Origin of the sequence: Bradyrhizobium sp. HKCCYLRH2015 (genome assembly GCF_051168215.1) — a bacterium.
GTDB lineage: Bacteria > Pseudomonadota > Alphaproteobacteria > Rhizobiales > Xanthobacteraceae > Bradyrhizobium.
Genome location: NZ_JBNPUO010000001.1, coordinates 659208 through 675645 on the forward strand (window position 1 = coordinate 659208; position 16438 = coordinate 675645).

Annotated in this window: 18 protein-coding genes; 9 read left to right on the top strand and 9 right to left on the bottom strand. The window is 65.5% G+C overall.

Going from position 1 to position 16438, the window contains the following annotated elements:
- Window positions 1-4: 4 nt before the first annotated feature.
- The 4 genes from ACQR1H_RS02930 to ACQR1H_RS02945 all read right to left on the bottom strand — a co-directional run bounded on the left by ACQR1H_RS02930 (window position 5) and on the right by ACQR1H_RS02945 (window position 4464).
- Window positions 5-550 carry a response regulator gene (locus ACQR1H_RS02930; RefSeq protein ID WP_172107934.1) on the bottom strand — a complete coding sequence of 182 codons (546 nt, stop codon included), beginning with the start codon at window positions 548-550 and terminating at the stop codon, window positions 5-7.
- Between the two features lie 123 nt (window positions 551-673).
- Window positions 674-1453, bottom strand: coding sequence for an NAD kinase (locus ACQR1H_RS02935; RefSeq protein WP_315714654.1), 780 nt, complete (start codon window positions 1451-1453; stop codon window positions 674-676).
- Window positions 1454-1614: 161 nt separating this feature from the next.
- Window positions 1615-3762, bottom strand: coding sequence for a CHASE2 domain-containing protein (locus ACQR1H_RS02940; RefSeq protein ID WP_434907083.1), 2148 nt, complete (start codon window positions 3760-3762; stop codon window positions 1615-1617).
- Window positions 3763-3780: 18 nt separating this feature from the next.
- Window positions 3781-4464, bottom strand: a complete 684-nt coding sequence (locus ACQR1H_RS02945; protein WP_315801038.1) for a hypothetical protein — start codon at window positions 4462-4464, stop codon at window positions 3781-3783.
- A 238-nt stretch (window positions 4465-4702) separates the two neighbouring features.
- Here ACQR1H_RS02945 and ACQR1H_RS02950 point away from each other — a divergent pair, with 238 nt between their 5' ends.
- A complete protein-coding gene (locus ACQR1H_RS02950) occupies window positions 4703-6274 on the top strand; it encodes a S10 family peptidase (RefSeq protein ID WP_316216004.1) in 1572 nt (523 codons plus the stop codon).
- A 97-nt stretch (window positions 6275-6371) separates the two neighbouring features.
- Here the strand turns inward: ACQR1H_RS02950 and ACQR1H_RS02955 are convergent, their stop codons facing one another.
- Together ACQR1H_RS02955 and ACQR1H_RS02960 are read right to left on the bottom strand one after the other, a co-directional pair.
- Entirely contained in the window at window positions 6372-7760 is a 1389-nt protein-coding gene (locus tag ACQR1H_RS02955) for a serine hydrolase domain-containing protein (protein WP_434907084.1), read from the bottom strand.
- Window positions 7761-7906: 146 nt separating this feature from the next.
- On the bottom strand, window positions 7907-8452 hold the full coding sequence (locus ACQR1H_RS02960; RefSeq protein WP_315801035.1) for a tetratricopeptide repeat protein: 546 nt from the start codon (window positions 8450-8452) through the stop codon (window positions 7907-7909).
- A 290-nt stretch (window positions 8453-8742) separates the two neighbouring features.
- Between ACQR1H_RS02960 and ACQR1H_RS02965 the strand changes: the two genes are divergently transcribed.
- The 4 genes from ACQR1H_RS02965 to ACQR1H_RS02980 all read left to right on the top strand — a co-directional run bounded on the left by ACQR1H_RS02965 (window position 8743) and on the right by ACQR1H_RS02980 (window position 11147).
- Window positions 8743-9084 (top strand): hypothetical protein, encoded by a 342-nt coding sequence (locus ACQR1H_RS02965; protein ID WP_316237695.1) that lies wholly within the window; start codon window positions 8743-8745, stop codon window positions 9082-9084.
- A 161-nt stretch (window positions 9085-9245) separates the two neighbouring features.
- Window positions 9246-9692 (top strand): hypothetical protein, encoded by a 447-nt coding sequence (locus ACQR1H_RS02970; RefSeq protein ID WP_315801033.1) that lies wholly within the window; start codon window positions 9246-9248, stop codon window positions 9690-9692.
- A gap of 283 nt (window positions 9693-9975) precedes the next feature.
- Window positions 9976-10689, top strand: a complete 714-nt coding sequence (locus ACQR1H_RS02975) for an outer membrane protein (RefSeq protein ID WP_315801032.1) — start codon at window positions 9976-9978, stop codon at window positions 10687-10689.
- A gap of 218 nt (window positions 10690-10907) precedes the next feature.
- Window positions 10908-11147 (top strand): DUF6719 family protein, encoded by a 240-nt coding sequence (locus ACQR1H_RS02980; RefSeq protein WP_315737532.1) that lies wholly within the window; start codon window positions 10908-10910, stop codon window positions 11145-11147.
- Between the two features lie 227 nt (window positions 11148-11374).
- Here the strand turns inward: ACQR1H_RS02980 and ACQR1H_RS02985 are convergent, their stop codons facing one another.
- Window positions 11375-11620, bottom strand: a complete 246-nt coding sequence (locus ACQR1H_RS02985; RefSeq protein WP_315714645.1) for a hypothetical protein — start codon at window positions 11618-11620, stop codon at window positions 11375-11377.
- Window positions 11621-11800: 180 nt separating this feature from the next.
- On the opposite strand from ACQR1H_RS02985, the gene ACQR1H_RS02990 reads away from it, so the two are divergent.
- Window positions 11801-11908, top strand: a complete 108-nt coding sequence (locus ACQR1H_RS02990; protein WP_041750859.1) for a hypothetical protein — start codon at window positions 11801-11803, stop codon at window positions 11906-11908.
- A 67-nt stretch (window positions 11909-11975) separates the two neighbouring features.
- Here the strand turns inward: ACQR1H_RS02990 and ACQR1H_RS02995 are convergent, their stop codons facing one another.
- The gene (locus ACQR1H_RS02995; RefSeq protein WP_316237696.1) at window positions 11976-12488 is read right to left on the bottom strand and encodes a hypothetical protein; all 513 of its coding nucleotides are present in this window, start codon (window positions 12486-12488) and stop codon (window positions 11976-11978) included.
- A gap of 319 nt (window positions 12489-12807) precedes the next feature.
- On the opposite strand from ACQR1H_RS02995, the gene ACQR1H_RS03000 reads away from it, so the two are divergent.
- From ACQR1H_RS03000 to ACQR1H_RS03010, 3 genes are all read left to right on the top strand, one after another.
- Entirely contained in the window at window positions 12808-13395 is a 588-nt protein-coding gene (locus tag ACQR1H_RS03000; protein WP_316177033.1) for a TetR/AcrR family transcriptional regulator, read from the top strand.
- Window positions 13396-13624: 229 nt separating this feature from the next.
- Window positions 13625-14269, top strand: a complete 645-nt coding sequence (locus ACQR1H_RS03005) for a DUF3313 domain-containing protein (RefSeq protein ID WP_434907085.1) — start codon at window positions 13625-13627, stop codon at window positions 14267-14269.
- Window positions 14270-14363: 94 nt separating this feature from the next.
- The gene (locus tag ACQR1H_RS03010; protein ID WP_434892408.1) at window positions 14364-14960 is read left to right on the top strand and encodes a DUF2147 domain-containing protein; all 597 of its coding nucleotides are present in this window, start codon (window positions 14364-14366) and stop codon (window positions 14958-14960) included.
- Between the two features lie 161 nt (window positions 14961-15121).
- Here the strand turns inward: ACQR1H_RS03010 and ACQR1H_RS03015 are convergent, their stop codons facing one another.
- Window positions 15122-16303, bottom strand: coding sequence for a tyrosine-type recombinase/integrase (locus tag ACQR1H_RS03015; protein ID WP_434907086.1), 1182 nt, complete (start codon window positions 16301-16303; stop codon window positions 15122-15124).
- Between the last annotated feature and the right edge of the window lie 135 nt (window positions 16304-16438).

Here is a 16438-nt window from a genome sequence, read left to right on the forward strand (position 1 = left end):
GCCCCTAAACTGCGGAGCGCGCTTTATCCAGAAGTGACGGCTGCTGGAAGATCTCCGCCTCGCCGCCGATCCGGCGCTCGGGCCCGATATAGGCCGTGTTGGTGTTGCGGCGCCGGTCCGGGCCGAAATAGGTCTTGGTTTTGATGAAGGGCCGCGGATTGGCGACCACGTTGAGGATGCGCTGATACAGGCCCTTGGCCGAGATCGGCTTGGCGAGGAATTCCGTCACGCCGGCGTCGCGCGCGACGGTGACGCGGCGCTTCTCCGAATGCCCGGTCAGCATGATGATCGGCGCGTAGGGATTGCCCTTGGCCTCCGGCTGCCGGATCATCTGCGCGAGCTCGAGGCCGTCGAAGATCGGCATTGCCCAGTCGGTGATGACGATATCAGGCGAGAAATGGGTATACATCTCGAGAGCGGTCGCGCCGTCCTCGGCCTCGTTGACCTCACGGGCGCCGAACGAATGCAGCAATGTGCGCAGGATGCGGCGCATGTGCGGGTTGTCGTCGCAGACGAGAAAGCGCAGCTTGTTGAAGTCGATGCGATACATTTGGGCCGGCCCGGAGGGATCACCGGTGAAGGTGGTCAACGCGCATTAACCATACGGAGCCGCGGGTTAACAAAGCGTTGCGCGGGGCGGCTGAGGCGCAAAAAGGCGCGGACAACCGAGATGTCAGTAGCCGAACTGCTCGCTCAGGATCCGCTCTTCCAGGCTGTGGCCGGCGTCGAACAGCATCCGCATCGAGATCGTCTTGTCGGAAAGCACCTCGACCCGCTGGACGTTGCGGACCTCGTCATGGTCGGCCACCGCCGCGACCGGCCGCTTGTCGCCTTCGAGCACCTCGATGATCACATAGGCGGTGTTCGGCAGCAGGGCGCCGCGCCAGCGCCGCGGCCGGAACGCGCTGATCGGCGTCAGCGCCAGCAGCGCGGCGTTGATCGGCAGGATCGGGCCCTGCACGGAGAGATTATAGGCGGTGGAGCCCGCGGGCGTCGCGACGAGCACGCCGTCGGCGATCAGCTCCGGCATGCGCTCGCGCTCATCGATCAGGATGCGCAGCCGCGCGGTCTGTGCCGTCTGGCGGAACAGGTAGACCTCGTTGATGGCGTGGTGGATGTGAACGACGCCAGCGGCGTCGGTCGCTCGCATCAGCAGCGGATGGATCACCGATTCCTGTGCCGCTTCGAGCCGCCCGTGCAGATCGATCGTGCTGAATTCGTTCATCAGGAAGCCGACCGTGCCGCGATGCATGCCGTAGATCGGCTTTCCCGAGCGCATGTGGTCGTGCAGCGTCTGCAGCATCAGGCCGTCGCCGCCGAGCGCGACCACGACGTCCGCCAGGTCCGGATCGGAGTTGCCATAGAGCGCGGAGAGTTGCGTCAGCGCGGCCTGGGCCTCGGCACTCGGACTCGCAACGAAGGCGATCCGCTCATATCGCTTGGACGTGGTCATGCGTCGCAGGGCTCGCTGGTCGGTTGGCCGGTAACAGGCGCCGTGTCGTCTAGCCGACCTTGCCCGTGCTTGTCCATCGCGGCCGGTATCCTGGGGCAATGGGGCCGCGGTGAGGCTGATGTGGCCAGGACATACGCGCACGCGCCGAAGTCATCGGGGCGTCATTTTTCCTGCAGGCTCCGCACGGGATCCCAGGACGAGGAGCCGGTCCCCAGGGTTGCTTTCGCCCGCTCGGCGAAGAAGCGGCTCGGAGGATCGCTCGGTGCGCCCCGCGCGAAGCAGTCGGCCGCTTGCGGCAGTTCGCCGGCGCGCCAATGCGCGAGGCCTGTGGCATAGCCGGTCAGGAGGACCTGTTCCTCCGGCCTGAGCTCGGCTGCGCGGCCATGCAGCTCGTAGATCTTCAGCGACTGCTCGCGACCCTTGACCCGGATGGTGTCGAGCTCGCGCCAGGCGAACTCGGTGCCGGCGAGCGCGACCGTGCTCTCGGAGGCGATGATCGTGGTGCCATAGAACTTGTTGGCGCCCTCGAGCCGCGAGGCGACGTTCACGGCGTCGCTCATCACGGAATAGTTGAAGCGGCGCTGCGAGCCGAAATTGCCGACCAGCGCGGCGCCGCTGTTGATGCCGATGCGCTGTGCCACCTTGATGCCCTGGAACGCCGTCGACGTATTGTTGAGCTCGGCGAGCTTCGCCTTGCAGTCGAGCGCCGCGCGCGCCGCGCTGCGCGCATGATCGGGATCGTCGAGCGGAGCGCCGAACACGGCGACCACGGAGTCGCCGATGTATTTGTCGACATAGCCGTCGTGGCTTTCGATGACGTCGGTCATGGCCGAGAGATATTCGTTGGTGAGGGCCATGAGCTGCTCCGGCGTCATCTGCTCGGCGAGGCGCGAGAAGCCCTCGATGTCGGAGAAGAACACGGTGACCTCGCGGGTCTCGCCGCCGAGTTGCGGCAGCCGACGCGAAGCGAGCATGCGGTCGATCTCGTGCGGTGCGAGGTAATAGGCAAAGCTCTTCTGCAGCAGCCTGCGGTCCTTGTCGGTGACCATGAAGCGATAGCCGGTGGTCGCTGCCAGCGCGAGCACGCCCGCTGCGAGCGGCTCCGCCAGGGGCAGCGCGTAGGCATGGTCGAAGAGAGCGGTTGCGAGCACGGTGTAGAGCAGGGCGGCCACGGCCAGGATGGCCGCTGCGGAGGCGGGCCGCAGCAGTCGGGCGAGCAGCGCGGCAAGCAGCGCGATGGTTGCGGCGATGGCGTAGATCGCAGGGCGTCCGAGTTCGGTTGCCGCGTCCTGCCGCACCAGATTGTTCACCGCCGTGGCGTGGATGTAGACGCCGGCAATGGTGCTGCGGGCGAACGTCTCGGCGATCCTGCGCTCGTCCAGCACGCAGCGCGGCCGCCGCGCGCCCTCGGCGCGGGTTGCGAAGCGCTTCGAGGTGAGCCGCCGATCCTCGATCCCGACGGTGCCGAGCAGGACGACCTTGCCGGCGAACTCGCGGCGGAAATAGTCCTTGTCGCCTTTCAGCGCGCAGGCGCGCAAGTCGGCGAACGAGTAGGTCGGAATGTCCTGGGCGCCGCCGGCAAAATTCAGGGTCATGGTGCTCGGCACGCTGCCGGGCACCTTGTACGCACCGAGTGTGACGCCGTCAGCGGCAATGAGCGGCGCGGTGCCGGTTGCGCGCCCCGCCAGTTCCAGCGCCATGCTCGGGACTGCCTTGCCGTCGACCGACAGCGTCAGCGGATGGCGGCGGACGACATCGTCGCTGTCAGTATAGGTGTTGAGCGGACGAAGATTCTGCTGCTGGCGCACCGCGATGCGCTGGCCGGGCGCGGGCAGGATCGGCGGCTCGGCAAAGATCTCGCCCAGCACCACCTTGCCGCCGGCGGCCGCGGCAGCGAGCGCGCGCAGGAAGTCGCGATCGAAGCCGCGCGTCTTCTCGCCGAGGGTGCTGTCGCCGAGCGGAATCTCCGACTGCTCGATCGATGTCTGGAACACGATGTCGAAGCCGACCACCTTGGCGCCGCCACCGAGCACGGCCGTCATCACGCGGCCGATCTCGCCGGTCCATGTCAACAGCGGCGCACCCTTGAAGGGGGGCGCTTGGTAGCTCTCCTCGTCGACCGCGATCACCACCGCCGGACTCGCCGCCGCATCGTGACGGTTGCCGAAGGTCTCGAAGCGCAGCCATGTCAGCGCATCCAGCGACAGGCCACGGCCGCGCTCGAAGACTGGCGACACGAACAGGCCCGCGCACGCCAGCGCGATGGCGATGACGGCAATGGCGTCGCGCGTCCGGCGTCCGACCGCCACCGATAAAAGCCTTCGGTCTCAGTTGAACCGGATCAATCGCCCGACCGCGGGTCCAGGTCCCGCCTTGGCCTGTGCGTCGACCTTGAACACGATCCGCGCGTTGCTGAAGCTCGCAACATAGGTCCCGCCGGGCGTGAGCGGGTGGCTGGTGCCGGCGAAATCGTAGAATCGTCCCTTGTATTGCCGGCCCGAGAGCTCGACCTGCTGGCGCTCGCCGGGCTGGTCGAGGCGCTCGACGACCAGCGTGCCGCGGCCCTTGGCCTCGAAGATGGGCGACGCGCTGTAGATGATCGCCTGGGCCACCGGTGCGCTGTCCGGCCCGACGCTGCGCACGATCGTGGCCGCGACCTCGCTGGTCTCGCGCGAGGTGGCCTGTGCGTGGCTGGCGTCGCAATTGACGATGTCGCTCTTGAGCGTCGCGCCGTCGACCGTGCTTTCGCCGGGGCCGACGGTGACGCTGCCGGCGCCGTTGACCGTCTCGCGCCGGCACGATTTGAGGTAGCTCATCACCACGGCGCCATCCGGGCCAAGCTTGATCACCTGGCCGGGCGCCACATAGTCCATCAGCTCGGCGCCGGCCACATCCCCCTGGACGTCCTCGACCAGCGCCGCCGGCGGGCCGGCCCAGGCCGCCGGCGGTCCAATCACGACCGGTCCGGCGAGCCCGGTGAGGGCTGCGATGATGAGCGTCGGCAACTTCATGATGAACTCCGTGATCGCGATCGGCGGCGCGCCTCTTGTCCCAAACCTGGGTGTCCCGGTGATGGGACGTCGGAAGCGCTGGAGAGGTTCGAGCCCATAACACACCTGAGGGGACCAGGCACGGGTGCTGATGTGACCTGGATCACGGAAGAGTTGCTTGAGCTTGCTCCCAAGCCGCGGTTCATGCGCTTGCAGAAATGGCGAGTTACGCCAATCGCCTGGTCGAGGGAGTGAGCTGATGGCAGGTTTGAGATCGTCCGTCGCGTGGCCGGGACTGATGGCGTTGGCCTTGACGGCAGTGCTCGCCGGGCCGGCCTTGCACGCCGAGGACGCGCCACCGGCGGCGCAGGACGCCGCGGCGCCGGGGTCACATCGCACCGGCTCGGCTGGAAATCGCGCCGCGAGCCCGCCCGGCTCAGCATCGACCGCCGAGCAGCACAAGCTGCCGCCGGACTCCACCACGACGCAGAAGCTCGAACTGCCCGGCCGCACGCTGTCGTTCACGGCGACTGCCGGTTCGATCCGCCTGTTCGACGACAAGAGCGAGCCGCAGGCCGACATCGCCTACACCTCCTATCAGCTCGATGGCGCCGATCGCGCCAGCCGCCCGGTGACCTTCTTCTTCAACGGCGGCCCTGGTGCCTCATCCGCCTATCTGCAGCTCGGCAATGCCGGTCCGTGGCGGATCGGTATCGATGCGGCCAGCGTGACGCCCTCGTCGAAGCCGGAGCTGATGCCGAATGCAGACACCTGGCTCGACTTTACCGATCTCGTGTTCATCGATCCCGTCGGGACCGGCTACAGCCGTTTCGTCGCGACCGGCGACGAGGTGCGCAAACGGTTCTTCTCGGTCGATGGCGACGTGCGTTCGCTGTCGCTCGTGGTGCGTCGCTGGCTGGAGAAGCACGACCGTCTCGCATCGCCCAAGTTCATCACGGCTGAGAGCTATGGCGGCATTCGCGGTCCGAAGATCGTCAACAACCTGCAGCATGACCAGGGCATCGGCATCAGCGGCCTGATCCTGCTGTCGCCGCTGATGGATTTTCGCGACTATTCCGGCTCGAGCCTGATGCAATATGTCGCGAGCCTGCCGAGCTATGCCGCCGTCGCCAAGCAGTTGAAGGGGCCGGTGACCCGCGCCGATCTTGCCGACGTCGAGCGTTACGCCAGCGGCGAGTTCCTGCTCGACCTCGTCAAGGGCGAGGCCGATGTGGAAGCAACCAATCGGCTCGCCGACAAGGTCGCGAGCCTGACCGGCATCGACCAGGCGGTCAGCCGCAGGCTGGCCGGGCGCTTCGACGTCTCGGAGTTTCGCCGCGAGTTCGACCGCAAGAACGGCCGCATCACCGGCCGCTATGACGGCTCGGTGCTCGGCATCGATCCCTATCCGGATTCGAGTCGGTCGCGCAGCTCCGATCCATCGGGTGACGTACTCACTGCGCCGCTGACCAGTGCGGCGGTCGAGCTGACGACGCGCAAGCTGAACTGGCGCCCCGAGGGCTCCTATGAGCTGCTGAGCGGAGCCGTGAACCGGTCATGGGATTTCGGCCGCGGCACCAGCCCGCCGGAGTCCACCGCCGAGCTCCGGCAGATCCTCGCGCTCGATCCCAAGCTCAAACTGCTGGTCGGCCACGGCCTGTTCGATCTCGCCACGCCGTATTACGGCTCGAAGATCCTGCTCGACCAGCTGCCCGCCTTCGCGCGGCCGCCGCGAGTCAAGCTCGTGGTCTATCCCGGCGGGCACATGTTCTATTCCCGCGACGACGCGCGCAAAGCCTTCCGCGGCGAGGCCGAGGCGCTGATGAAGTAGGCCAAGCAAGTAGCCCGGATGAGCGCAGCAATATCCGGGTTCACACGAGCTGGGTGCGAGAACCCGCGTATACCCGGGCTACGCACCATGTTTGCGCCTACGCGTCCTTCTTCCGGCGCCCTTTCGGATATTTCCGCTCCATCTCGGCCTTCACCACGCGTTCGGGCCGCACCCGTGCGCCCGCGAGCCAGATCTCGCTGACGCCGGACTTGGTGCGGACTCGCCTGACCGCCTCGCCATGGCTGGCATAGCCGGCCGCGTGCACGATGCGCCCGGTATCGCGTCCGGTCACCTCGATGCGGGCGGCATCGAGGAACGGGTTGATGAACACCGGATTGGCGACCATGACCCTCTCGCCGAACGGGACGAGATCGACGGCGCCCCACAGCGTCCACCAGCGGCCGGTCCAATCGCGCGTCCTGCGCGACGGTGCGCCATGGGTGGCGAAGGCCTGCAGGATGAACTTGACGCCATTGGCCCAGCCGGGCGCCCAGCCGTCGACGGCATTGGTCAGCACGGTGATCGTGATGTCGCGCGCGGGAATGACCGAGGTGCGTGAGATGTAGCCCTGAAAGCCGCCGCCATGGCCGAACCAGTCGAAGCCGGCGGTCGTCCCGCTCATGAGCGCCAGGCCGTAATAGGCCTCTTCGACGTCTTGGGGCACGCGCCATTGCCGCCGGATCATCTCGCGCCGGCTCGCGACCGACAGCAGGCTCTTCTTCGCGTTCGGGGCGAGCTGGGCGAAGAAGCGGGCGGTGTCGGCTGCCGTCGCGACCACGCCGGCCGCGGCCATGATCGCGTTGGTCGGATTGTCGCCGGGAATCACGACGCGGCGGCCCACGGGGACGGTGCGCGAATGACCGCGCGCGAACGGGACACCCTTGCCGAGCAGCGTCATGTCCGGCGCGCTTTCACGCAAGGCAAGTGGCGTCATGATCTCGCGCTGGAGCCAGGTCGGGTAGGGCTCGCCGGTGATCGCCTCGATGACTAGGCCGAGCAGGCCGTAGCCGTGGTTGGAATATTTGAAGCGGCTGTTGGGATCGATCGCCGGCGGCAGCTTCAGCTCGGCCAGCAGCTCATCCTTGTCGAGATAGGAGCGGCCGTCGGTGAACTGGCCGGAATCCTTGCCGTCGCGGATCAGGCCCGCCGTGTGCGACAGCAGCTGGTTCAGCGTGGCCGCGGCGACGTCCGGATGCAGATCCTTGACGTATTGTCCGACGGTGTCGTCGAGCTTCAACCGCTTCTGCTCGCGCAGGCGCATGAGGGCTGCGGCGGTGAACGCCTTGGTGTGCGAGGCGATGCGGAAGCGGTGCCGCGGCGTCAGCTTCTCGCCGCTGTCGAGATTGGCGTGGCCGTAGGCCGCCTCCAGGACGATCTCACCGCGATGGGCGATCGCAAGGATGCAGCCGGGCTGCTCGGAGACCGCGACCTGAAAGGCCAGCCAATCCTTGATGTAATCGAGTGCTGTGCCAAGCCAGGGCTCCACGAGGCAATCTCCTGTCCAAAAGACGTGATGAAAATGAACTGCGAGACATCCTATCCATAGCGGACGAGGGACATGGGACAAACGAAAATGGCGCAACCCTTTCGGGTTGCGCCACTGTCGAGATCGGAGCTGCTCCGATCGCGCCGTCAGTAGACGAGGCCGGTGCCCGGCTGTTTCTCCAGCGCGTCGGCCAGCGAACGATATTCGGGGCTGTTGGTGCCGGCGAGCTGTGCGACCTTGTCGAGGTGGTACTTGGCCTGCTCGCGGTTGCCCTGTTCGAGCTGCCACAGGCCGTAATACTGCCAGGTGCGCACGTGGTTCGGATCATCCGCCAGGGCCTGCTCGTAGTACTGCTTGGAGGCCTGGTAGTTGCCGAGCTTGCGGTAGGAGTAGCCGATCAGGTTGGCGACGTCGGCGACGTCCTCGCGGTTCAGCGCCTTGAGCTGCTGGATCGCGGTGGTGTAGTCGCCGCGATCATAGATCGAGGTGTAGGCCGTGCGATAGGCCGCCAGGAACTTCGGATCTTCGATGCTCGAGCTCTTGTCCTTCTTCTTCTTGCCCGAATCCGACGCCGGCGGCGCAGACGGGGTATCGCTGCCCGCGGCATAGGCCTTCGACAGAAGCAGCGGCCCGGAGGCCACGGCCATCGAGAACAGAGCCAGCGTGGCAATCCTGATCGCAGACTTTTTCATTCGTATCTCCCGAGTTGTCGATCCAACAGGTGACTGCGTACGGAGAAGAACTCCCGCAGCTGCGAAATATTCCCGGCCATTTGCGCGGATTTTGCGCCGCGATCGGTGCATTATACGGACGACATGATGACAGACCAGTCACCTCGATGACTATCCCTTCATGTCCATGAACTGAAAACACCGCTTTACTTCAGGGTGGGTTCAGTGCCGGTTCCCTATCGTCGTCTCCATGATCACGAGCCTATCCGGACTGGATGGTGCCTCCAGATCTTCACATCACGGAGATGACCATGCTGAAGTCAATGTCTGTTGCGCTGCTCGCCGCGTCGATCCTGGCTGCGCCCGCGTTCGCCGCTGGTCCTGCAAAAACCGATACGTCCGCGAAGTCCAGCCAGACCACTGGCACCGCGAAGACCGATGTGAGCAAGACCGATGCGGCCAAGACCGACGCCACCAAGCCGGGCGCGATGCAGGCCGGCGACAAGGTCAACGAGATGAAGCCCACCGTCGGCAAGACGAAGACCAAGCCGCATGCCTCGCTTGTCCGCCACAAGCATCGCCACGTCGCGCATCTCAGCCATCACAACAAGGTGAGCCTCAAGCGCGTGACGCCGGCGACCCGCCGCGGCTGATCCGGCCACGGCCTGGCCAAGCCAGATCTGATCGTCGACCGCCGGAGCGCCAGAGCGCTCCGGCGGTCGCGGCTTGACGAAGGCGTGAGCCGGTACGGATTTCCCGGGTGTCGGCTTTGAGCTAGAACGACCGCGGGATTGGCTTGCAAGAGTTGGGCGCCGTGGGGATGGGGAGATCGAGCTGGTGGCCGGCGACCGTGCTGGCGCTGCTGTTGGCCGGCTGCGCGAGCGGCGGTCCGGCCGCGTTCATGAGCGAGGACAATCGCGGCATCGCCTATACAGGTGATCGTGGCGTCGGCAGCCAGCCGTTTCCGACCAACCACCGCAGCGAGATCCTGTCCTATCTGAGGACCTACCTGAACAATCCGGTTGGGGTGCGCGACGGCGTCATGGCGGAGCCGGTGCAACGGACGGTCGGTGGCCGGCTGCGTTATGTGAGCTGTCTCCGCTATGCGGCGCGCGAGTCCGACGGCAGCTACCGTCCGGCGCAGGAGCGGGCGGCGGTGTTCGTCGACGGCCGGTTCGACCGCCTGGTCGAGGATGCCGGTGAGCTCTGTGCCGGGTCGACCTACACGCCATTCCCGGAGCTGGCCGGCCTCACGCGTTAGGCCGCGGCGTTTTCGACGGCCTGCCACGTCGTCGCAGCGCCTTGCCAAGCGGTTCGTCCGATCACAAATCAGGGACGGGCCGAACGCTTTGTCGCCTTGCGGCGACCAAATGTCGGGCGAGGCGTCAGCTTCACGAAATATTCGGGAAGCCTATGGAACAAAAGGCCTTTGTTGCCCTCTGGTGACACCGCAGCAGCAATCACAGCTGCGTCACCGCCGCCGGGCAACCCAAATGCGGCCATGATGTTCGATAGATGTCGCAAACGAATAACGGGGACGTCCCATGAAGCGGTTTTTGATCAGTGCAGTGGCCTTGACCACCTTGGCTGCCCCGGCTTTCGCCGCCGACATGCCTCCGCGCACCTACACCAAGGCGCCGGTCTACACGCCCCCTCAGGCGATCTACAACTGGACCGGCTTCTATCTCGGTGGTCACCTCGGCGGCGCCTTCGCGGGCAACAATAGCCTGGAAGGCAACAACGGGCGCTTTCTCGGCGGCGTGCAGGGTGGCTTCGACTACCAGTTTGCCCCGAACTGGGTGCTCGGCATCGAGGCCCAGTACAGCTGGATGGACCGCAACACGACCAATTTCGGCTTCCCGGGGGCGACGGTTGTGACCTCGACCGGCGCCAACCAGCTCGGCTCGGTCACCGGCCGTCTCGGCTACACCTGGGGACCGGCGTTGCTCTACGCCAAGGGCGGTTACGCCTGGCGGGACGGCAACAATCTCGGGGTGAGCGTCGCCGGCGTGCCGACGGGCTTCACCACGTCCGGCAATACCAAGGACGGCTACACCGTCGGCGCCGGCCTCGAATACATGTTCGCGCCGAACTGGTCGGCCAAGGCCGAATACCAGTACTACAATTTCGGCAATACGACCTTCACGGGCGGACCGGCTCCGGTCGTGGGCAGCCGCTTCAACAGCGACGAGCATACGGTCAAGGTCGGCGTGAACTACCGCTTCGGCTGGGGCGGGCCGGCCGCCAGCAAGTACTAAGCGAGGTCGCGAGCCCCTGGCCGACGGCTTCCGGGTCGAGCGTATCGCGCCTCAATTCCAACACGCCCGCGCCGTCTGGTGCGGGCGTGTTGCTGTCCGGCGGGTGGCCGGCGATGGTTTCGAGGACGCTCACGCGGTGCGAAAAAATTTTCAAACCTTCGTGAAACTTTCGCCATCAGTTGATATTATCAGTCCGCCGGTTTGATGGATCATCCCACATGCGTATCTTGGTGTCCGTGCTGTTGTTGTCGGCGGCTGTTTTGCCGTGCTCCGCCCAGACCGTTCTGAAGTCCGAACCGTTGATGCTGGCCCCCTACGAGGTGGCGCTGGTGCAAACCGCGTCCTGCCCGTCGGGCAAGGTGCTGAAGGTGACCGGCGCGATCCGCGGCGTCAGCCGCAAGCGCGCCTGTGTCGCCCTTCCGGCCGAAACGGTATCGCTGGCGACGGCGACGCCCTGAGAACGGGCTTCATGGCGACCTTCCAGCGGGCAGCTCCGGCTGCCCGCTGATCGCGGGTCTGTCTGTCGAAAAATCCTTGATCAAGGCAAGTCGTCCGCGGGAGCGGACGGGCATGAATGCGTGAATGTCTTCTGCCGGCGGCTTCGGTCTGGGCACGCCGAGGCTCGGGGATCAGCCGTACACAGAGCCAATGGTATCATCCAAGGCGCGCTTCCCGCCGCAGCCGCTCAGGATGCGAACGGGATGTTGAACTCCTGCTCGGCTTCGGCACGGTTCTGCCAGGGATCTTCCTCGGGCTCGGCGGCGCAGGGCCGGATCTCGTAATCATTGTCGAGCTGCAGATGCGCGGTCGATCGCGCATTGATCATCACGTCCACCACCAGCCCACTCTGCCGCGCCAGCCTCCAGACGTCTCCCTCGGTCGGATAGGCCTTGCTCAACTTGGCGTCGTTGCAAAACAGCGCGTAGGGCATTCCAAACAGCTCCGGAGAAGCGAAGGATGAACCGAGAATGAACGGCACGTGCAGCGAGACACTGGCGCGCCTGAGGCAGGAAAGGGGCCTTTTCGGGCGGCCGAGTCGTAAACGAGTCCTAAATTTTTGAAAAAAGAATCCGTGGGACTCCGGGGCTAGAATCGCCAGATGGTTAAGCCCATGGGAACCGATCTCCACATCTTCTGCGGGCGGATCCAGCTGACGCTCGCCTTTGGGCTGCTGCTCGCCTTCGTCGCCAATGTGGCGCTGCTGTGCGCCTGGCTGTGAGCCGGCGTGTCGATTGCGGATACGTTTGTGCACCCTCGGCCATTTTAGATCCTTGGCGCGGTCGCCTTTAGTCCTCAGGGAGGGCGCTCCGTCCGGCCGATGCTTTCAGGCGCGCGAGTGTCGCGCTGAAATATTCCTGACGCTCCCGATTGAAGCGCTCCTGATGGGCCCGGAAGCGCGCGACGCGGGCGCGAATCTCCGCCTGCATGTCGCGCTGGAGATCGAGCTGCGAGGCGATGCTTGTGAAACGCTCCGCAGGGACCGGGCTCGCGGTGGCGAACGAAGCCTCGGACGCGACGGCGTCGGGCGCTCTCGGCCTTGCAGGCTCCCCCACAGCATCGGGGATCTCAACTTGCACGTTGCCGCCGCGACGTGTCTCGGTTTCGACGGTGTTGGCCATCACGTGCTCGACAGCGGCATGCGTCGGGCGACCGGCCACGGCCTGCTGCGGTGTGATGGGGGTGCCGACCGGAACGGTCGGCAGCTCGAACTGGGCGAAGTCGGCGGGCTTGCCGGTGACCGACTGCACGAAGGCCATGGTCTGCGCGATCAGCGCATCACGCTCTTCCTTCCACGTCATGACGCTTGTCCCCCGATGCCTCAATTGCAACAAAAGCGGCTGACGAAATCAAGTTGAAGACCAGTGACTTCTGGGGATAAGCAGGAGTTCTAGGTGAGATGTGACAACAATATTGCCACAGTCTGAACCCGTTTCGTCCCCACCCGCGAAAGGCGATACCGGAAATCCAGTCGCGTACAAATGGTTCCTAAGCGGCGGGTTTTTCCGGAGCTCTTCTTGACAGAGGAGGGCGGCTCGCCCCTATGACCGAGCCGCCCCGGACTTCGGGGATCATCTGCTCGCAACCTTCGTGCACCGTCCGGGCACTTCGCAGTCTTCGATGGACAACCCTTCACGCTCCGAGCGGTCGCGCAAGGCCGCGCTCACCGCCGCCCTCACCATCATCGCCCGCGATGGTCCGGGGCGGCTGACGCTCGACGCCATCGCCCGCGAGAGCGGGCTGAGCAAGGGCGGCCTGATGCACCAGTTTCCCAACAAGGAAGCGGTGCTCAAGGCTCTGCTGGAACAGCAATTCCTGCATTTCGACGAATTCGCCAGCAGGTACAGGGCTGAAGCCGGCAAAGCGGCTGATCAGCCCGAGCTCGCGACGCAGATCGCGATCTCGCGGGAGCTGATCGCACAGCAATATTCGGTGGCGCAGGCCATGCTCGGGGCGCTCGCCCAGGAGCCGGGATTGCTGGCCGATGCCCGTGCCAAGGATGCCGAGAGAGTTGCCGAGATCCGCGGCGAGGCCGATGACGCCGATCTCGCGGTCCTGCGATGGGCGGCGGCACGTGGGCTTGCCTTGATGACGATGCTGCGCGTCTCGCCGCTGGAGCAGCCGGACCTGGACCGTCTGTTTGCCCGCCTGCTCGACGACCAGCAATGGACTGCATTCCGGCAGGCCGGGACGACCGGGGAGCGGTGACACCCTCGAGCTCGGCGCCATCTCCAGCCTTGGACGGTTCGATCTGAGCGAAGTCGGGCTGGCTTGCGTCCGATGGCGCTCGATGCCGCCGGAAGTCCGTGTCGACCGCGCATTCCTTCTCATTCGATTTGCTATTTACAAACCGTCTAGTCGGTTTATAGAGATGATCATGTGAGGCGCTGGCAACGGCGCCGCAGTCGTGGAGAAGGGGATGAGGAGTCGATTTCGGATGTCCGGCTTCGCTGCGATCGCCGCAGCGGGCCTCTGCGGGGGGTGCAACACGGTGACGCCGGTGGCCTATTCCGGAGTGGCGTCGGCGCGCTATCTGGCGCCCAACACATCCGATCCATCGGGCCGGGTGCCTTACCGCTACGCGGCCGCCGCCGACTGGCGCAGCTACGACAAGGTGACACTCGATCCGGTCGTGATCTATCGCGGCGCGGATCACCAGTTCGGCGACATGTCCGATCGGGACAAGGCTGCGCTTGCCGCCTACATGCAGCAGCGCTTCCTGGAAAGTCTCTCGACACGCTTCCAGATCGTCCATCAGCGTGGGCCGAATACCCTGCGCGTGCGGCTGACCCTGACCGGCGCCGTCGCCAACACGCCGGTGCTCGGCATCGCCTCCCGCTTCGATCTCGCCGGAGCCGTCTACAACGGCGTGCAGAGTGCACGCGACGGAGAAGGACTACTGACCGGCTCGGTGTTCTATGCGGCGGAGATTTTCGATGCCGCGAGCGGACGACTGCTCAGCGTCTTCGTCAGCAAGCAATATCCCTCGCCCTACGACATCAAAGCCAGCGTTGGTGCGCTCGCGGCCGCCGAGGCCGGGATCGACAAGGGCGCCGAGGCCCTGGTCGCACAGCTCCAGTGAGCGGGCCGTGCGAACGATCGCGCCGCGCGGGCAGATGGCACCGCATCGGACGAGCGCGTGGCTCGAGGCCATGGAGACAATGAGGTCCCTGGACATGACATTGAGATTCGTTCTGCGCGTCGGGTTGCGCATCGTCGTCAGTCTGCTGCTGTCGATGGCGGAGGGCCGTGGTCACGCCGCTCCCGTCGGCGATCCGGTCGGCACATGGTTGACCGAGGACGGCCGCGCCCGCGTCCGCATCGAGCGCTGTGGCGCGATGGCCGACCGCGTCTGCGGCTACATCGTCTGGATGAAGGAGGTGGCGGATGCCAAGGGGCAGCCGTTCCGCGACCGGCTGAATCCCGATCCGGCCAGGCGCGGCCGTCTGCTGCTCGGCCACCAGATGCTGCTCGGCCTGAAGCTGAACGCCGACGGCCGCCACAGCGGCGAGGTCTACAACGCCGAGGACGGCAAGACCTATGCTGTCTCGATCTGGCGCGATGGCCCGAAGATTCTGGCGGTCAAGGGCTGTCTGCTCGGGCTGTTCTGCGCGACGCAAGGTTGGGCGTTGGTCACTGATCAGGTGCCCGGCCAACTCATCGGAGCGACCGGCGAGGGCGGCGGGCCGTTGCCGGATCCAGAGTGGACTGCGCCCAGGCCGCCGTCGGCGAGCGGCATCGCCAAGCCAGCCGCCAGGACGAGGGCGAATTGACGCCTAAAGCCGGTGACAGCCATTGCCGCAGCAAATCCCAACTGCACGGAAGCTGGTGCCGGCTGAGGGGATTGAACCCCCGACCTTCGGTTTACAAAACCCTCCGCCGCAGCGCTTTCCTATTTCAGTTTGTGCTATTAGTTCAACATGTTGCGGTTGATTTAGGCGCTCTCAACCGCTGTTTCGGTGCCTGAATTTGTGCCTGTGGTAACCGTGCCGAACATGACGCGGTGTTTCTCTTCGGCGGTCAGGTAGGCGAGATACATCTCGGTGGTCTTGACGCTGGTGTGGCCCAAGCGCTGCTGCAAAACATAGATGGATCGGCCGCTTTTCAGCCAGTTCACTGCATGAACGTGGCGCAGATCGTGGAAGCGGAAGGGCCTGAAATCCTGTGCCTGTTCTCGTGCCTGTTTGGCGGTTGCGGACACGATCCGGCGGAAGTTGCTCGACACCTGGCTGTAGGGCCGGGCAGCCGGCTCTCCGTCCTGGCGTTTGCCCGGCGGCGGCCGGTGCCAGAACAGGGCCTTCGTTTCCAGGCTCACCGGCAGATTCGAGAGAAGGCGGAAACCGAGATCCTGGCCGGCGTCCTCCAGGTCGATCACGCGCAGCTTGTTGCGCTTGCCGATGACGGTGAGCTGCCGGCGGTCGCGGTCGAAATGCCGGCGCTGTCCCTTGGCGAGTTCGTCGAGCCTGGCGCCGGTGTTGAGCGCGGTACGGATCATCTGGGCGAACAGGCCGGGCGCCTTGGCAATCACCATCTCGATATGCGCGGGGTCCGGCAACACGATCGGGTCGCGCCGCTCCTGAAGTCGCGACTTCTTCCGGTGGCCCGGCTTCAGCCAGTCCATTGCCGGGTTGGCCTGGATCCACTCCTCGTCGACACAGAAGTCAAACACCGAGGACAGGGCGGTGAGGTCGCGCTTGATGGTTGCGACCTTGACCCGGATCGGGTGCTTTTTCCCGCGCGGGACATAGGGGGTGTTCTTCCGGGCCTCGACAATGCCGCCGATTAGCTTCTTGTCGATCTCGTCCAGATACATCCCCTCCAAGTGGGGCTGCAGGACTGCCAGCGAGGACAGATAGCGCGTCAACGTCTTGGGGCTGACCTTGTCGGCGACGAATCGGCCCCACGCTTCCAGCGCGTCCGCAAACGTGCGCCGGTGGTCGCCGTAGCGCTGCGACGCTACGACGCGCGCGCGCTCGATCTTCCGACGCTCTGCCGCAACTTTCGGATTGTCTGTGCGTAGTGACCATCGGTAGTCGCGGCCGCCGGTTTGTATCCGGCCCCAGAGGACATCTTCGCGCCAGTAACAGCCCTTTGGGGCCTTCGGCTGTTTTGACACGTCTCACGCTCCTTCTCAGAAACAAATGCATCCAACAGGGCGAGGTCGAATGTCCAGGTGCCCCGGAATTTCGCGGCGCCGGGAATCTGCCCGGCCGCCGCCATGTCGCGCACGGTCCGGGCCTCGACGCCCAAG